General features: G+C 33.6%; 2 protein-coding genes. Both read left to right on the top strand.

All coding sequences use genetic code 11. The annotated features are described in order from the left end of the window. The coding region (locus U9Q18_06425) for a DNA methylase (protein ID MEA3313992.1) at positions 1–2590 on the top strand (2590 nt) is incomplete at its 5' end. 70 nt (positions 2591–2660) lie between these two features. After that, on the top strand, positions 2661–4757 hold a 2097-nt coding region (locus tag U9Q18_06420; protein ID MEA3313991.1), incomplete at its 3' end, for a DUF499 domain-containing protein.

Raw genomic sequence — 4757 nt, 5'->3', positions numbered from 1 at the left:
AGAATTTAATAAAAAAAGAAATTTTATTATTGATTTTTCTAAATGGGAAAATTCCTTAGATCAATCTATGATTAAACGAGCAAGAGAAGATATACTAAAAGCAAATAAAGGAAAACCGCCTAAAGTACTTGACCCTTTTGGGGGTGGTGGAGCAATTCCTTTGGAAGCTTTAAGGTTGGGTTGCGAAACTTATTCAAATGATTACAACCCGGTTGCAGTCCTAATTCAGAAATGTACTTTAGAATATCCTCAGAAATATGCTAAACCTTTCAAAATAAAAAATAATCCTTCTACTCTTTTCCCAGAAATTATAAAGCAAAAGACTTTAGATTTTGATTCAAAAATCGTACCCAATCGTTTGCTTTACGATGTAGAGAAATGGAGTAGCTGGGCTCTTAAAGAAGTGAAAAAAGAAATTGGCAGATTTTACCCTCCAGACCCTGATGGTTCTATACCCGTTGGTTATATATGGGCCCGTACTATTCCCTGCCAGAATCCTTCTTGTGGTACTGAAATTCCCTTAATGAGACAATTTTGGTTGGCTAAAAAGAAAAATAAAAAAGTTGCACTATTTCCTTATATAGAAGGTAAAAAAGTTTATTTTAAAATAGTAGGTGATGGATACGAAACGATACCCGAAGGATTCAATCCAGCTCAAGGTACAGTTGCGAGGGCTATTGCTATCTGTCCGGTTTGTGGTGCCGTGATCGATGCCAAAACTACGAGGAAGCTTTTCCGAGAGAGAAGAGCTGGGCAGAGGATGGTTGCAATAGTTTTAAATAAAAAAAATGGTCAATTAGGAAGTAAAGTTAGAGGGAAAGCATATAGGATTGCTGTAGATAGGGATATGGAAATTTATAAAGAAGCAAAGATATACCTAAAGGAAAAAAGAGAAAAATTAAGAGCAGAATGGGGGATAGATCCAATACCTGATGAAGCAATGAATACAAAAGATCCAAATACTGTTGCTGGGAGAGGATATGGATTTACAAAATGGGGCGACCTTTTTAATTCTCGTCAGAAATTGTCTTTAATTACTTTTGTAGAGAAAGTTCGTTTTACATACCATAAGATGGCTAAAGAAGGGTATGAAGAAGAATATGCAAAGGCGGTGATGAGTTATCTGGCGCTGGGGGTGGATAGACTAGTCGATTTTGGATCATCACTTTGCGTATTAAATCCAACCGGTGGAAGGGGTGTTGTTCATACATTTGGAAGACAAGCATTGCCAATGGTCTGGGATTACGCGGAATCTAATCCATTTTTAGAACAAGGTGCAGGCTGGCCGACTGCTTGTGAGAAGAATAAAAAGTGGATTGAGCATGCCTCTCAATCTTTAAAGATTCCTGTTACCATATTCCAATCGTCTGCAACTTATCTTTCTTATCCCGACAACTATTTCGATGCAATATTTACGGACCCACCCTATTACGATAATATCAATTATGCCGAATTGTCTGATTTTTTCTATGTATGGTTAAAAAGAACAGTTGGAGATTTATATCCTGAATTATTTGCAACTCCTCTTGTTCCTAAATCTCAAGAAGTTGTAGCAAATCCCATAAGACAGGATGGGAAACATAAAGCAAAGAAATTTTTTGAAACTATGCTTAAGAAATCATTTCAAGAAATATATCGAGTTTTAAAGCCAAATGGAATAGTTACAATTGTTTATGCCCATAAATCTACTTCCGGTTGGGAGACATTAATTAATTCTCTATTAGATTCGGGTTTAGTAGTAACTAGTGCTTGGCCAATTAATACTGAAATGATTACAAAAGTAAAAGCACATGGAACTGCTTCTCTTATGTCATCTATTTATATTGTAGCACGTAAAACAAAACGAGAATCAACCGGATTTTATAATAATATTAAAGAAGAATTAAAAACCTATCTTTATGAAAAACTCGAACGTCTTTGGACCGAAGGAATTAGTGGGGCAGATTTCTTTATCGCAGCTATAGGTTCTGCTATCGAAATCTTCGGTAAATACGAAAAGATTATAGATTATGAAGGTAATGTTATAAGAGCATCTCAAATGCTTTCAGATGTACGAAGAATTACTACAGATTATGCAGTACATCAAATTCTGCATGATGGTTTTGCAGGAGATATTTCTAATTTAACCCGTTTTTATGTCCTTTATCGTTGGAGTTATGGAGAAGCGAAATTACATTTTGATGAAGCGAATAAACTTTCTAGGAGTGCAAATGTTGACCTGGAAAAACAGTGGAATCGGCCAAGTTTTATCAAAAAAGAAAAGGAATTTATTAAGGTTTTAGGACCGCAAGATAGAAAAGTCGAGGAATTTAAAAACTCATCTGAACTTATAGATGTTCTTCATGCAGTGCTTTTGCTTTGGGAAAAAGGTAAGCGAAATGAAATGATAACTTTGCTTAACGAATCAGGTTATGGGAAAAGTGATGCCTTTTATAGGGTTGCTCAAACAATTTCTGAGACATTAACGAATGAGAGTAAAGAGAAAAAACTCTTAGATGGTTTTTTATCAGGAAAAATGCGATTACAAGAAGAAATAAAAGGTAAAGCGGAAGATGGTCAAATAAATCTTTTTAACTATAAGAATAAGTAAGATAGTTTATTTATATATGTTATTTTTAAGTAAAGATTAAAAAGTAAAAAGAAGGAAAGGATGTGATTAAATGAAATCATTTCATACTATCGCCGTCCCCCATAAAGATATTTTAGAGGGTAGACTTACAATGGATATATTTGCAGCTGATTTATGGGAGGTTATGAAAAATAGAGGGCCTGATGAATATAAAAATTCAGAAACATTTTTTAGAAAGACTTACCTTACCGAAGGGCTTAAAAATTTACTTGCTATTATAGAAAAACGCATTCACGGGAAAGGTGGAGACCCGGTTATTCAAATTCAAACCCCTTTTGGTGGAGGTAAGACCCACACATTAATCGCTATGTATCATAAAGCAAAAGAGTGGGGAGTAAATACGGTTACGATTGTAGGAGAAAAAATGAAAACGGGGAATAAACCTGAAGATTTTGATACTATTTGGGGGCTTATGGAAAAGCAATTAACAGGGTCAATAAATGAATTCTCTTCATGTGTACCTCCGGGAGGAGAACAATTAAAGGAATTTTTAGAAAAACATTCCCCTGTATTAATTTTAATAGATGAACTTATTCCTTATTTAAATATTACCGATGCAGTTAGTGTAGGTCAAACTGATCTTACGACACTGACTCTTACTTTTTTGAGTACTCTTTCTAATGTAGTAAGTGAATTGAATAATGTAGCTTTGGCATTTACTACTACTCCCAGTAATCCTTACAATAGAACTCCCAGAGGTGAAGAGATTGTAACCCAGCTGCGTGATATAACCGGTCGGAGGGAAATTATAAAATCACCCATTCAAGACCAAGAAGTTTCTAAAATTATTAAAAGAAGACTTTTTAACAATATTGATGAAAGTATGGCAAAAAAAGTTGTTACCGAATTTGTAAATTATGCAGATAGGGAAGGTATACTTCCTACAGGTATGCAGCCAAGTGAGTATAGAGATAAATTTTTAGATTCATATCCTTTTATGCCTGAGGCAATAGATATTCTCTATCATCGCTGGGGAAGTTTCCCGATATTTCAGAGAACTCGCGGTGTACTTAGATTGCTTTCTCTGATTGTACATTGCTTAATAGGAACAAATAAATCTTACATAAGTTTAGCAGATTTTGATTTATCTAACCAAGAGATTCGCCAAGAATTTATAAGACATATTGGAGAAGAATATAATGGAATTGTAGATGTTGATATTACCGGAAGAGAAGCGAACTCAAAAAAAATAGATAAATTGTTAGGCAGTTCGTATCGAGGATTAAATCTAGGGGCCCGGGTAGCTACTACTATATTCCTTTATTCTTTTTCAGGTGGACATGAATACGGTGCAACCTTAAGTGAAATCAAACGTTCTGCTACTACCATTGAAAATCCTTCAGAAGTAATTGCAGACGCTTTTCAAAAATTGACCGGAGAAAGTGGGAGGCTATTTTACATACATTTTAAGGGGGATAAATATTTTTTTAATAATCAACCTAATATAAATAGAGTTATATATATTAATAAGGAAAATATTAAAGATAGAGAACTTATTGCAATGGAGTCTGAACTTTTAAGAGAAAATTTGAAAGGCGATAAGTTAAAGATTTTTATCTGGGAGGAAAAATCAGAAGATATATCAGATTCTGAAGACCTTAAACTTGTTATCTTAAAGAATAAAGATCAAAAGTTAATGGATTCTATTCTAAAAAATAAAGGACAAACTCCGCGGGTTTATCGAAATACAGTATTTTTTCTTTATCCTCTTGAATCAGAAAGGTCTAATTTTGTAAATGTTGTAAAAAATAAAATAGCTTATGATTATATTGAAAAAGATAAAAATCTTAATCTATCTGAAGAACAAAGAAAAGATATAAAAAAAGCGATAAAAAAAGCCGAATCTGAACTGAAAGAATCTATTTGTAGATTTTATCGAGAAGTTTCCATTCCCGGAAAAGATAAATTTAAGGAGATTATTTTAGGGGTACCTATATTTGGTGAAGACATATCTTTAGATCAAAAAGTATACGATAGTTTACGTTCCGATGGTGAAATATTAGAAAAAGTTTCACCAATATTTCTTAAAGAAAAGTACCTTGTTGATCAAGAATGTGTTTCAACGGAACAAGTTTATCGAACAACTATTAGAACGCCAGGTGAATCAAGATCTATAAACAAAAAAGTA

It is taken from the genome of Caldisericota bacterium (genome assembly GCA_034717215.1).
Taxonomy (GTDB): domain Bacteria; phylum Caldisericota; class Caldisericia; order Caldisericales; family Caldisericaceae; genus UBA646.
This window is presented reverse-complemented; position numbering and strand designations above follow the sequence as displayed.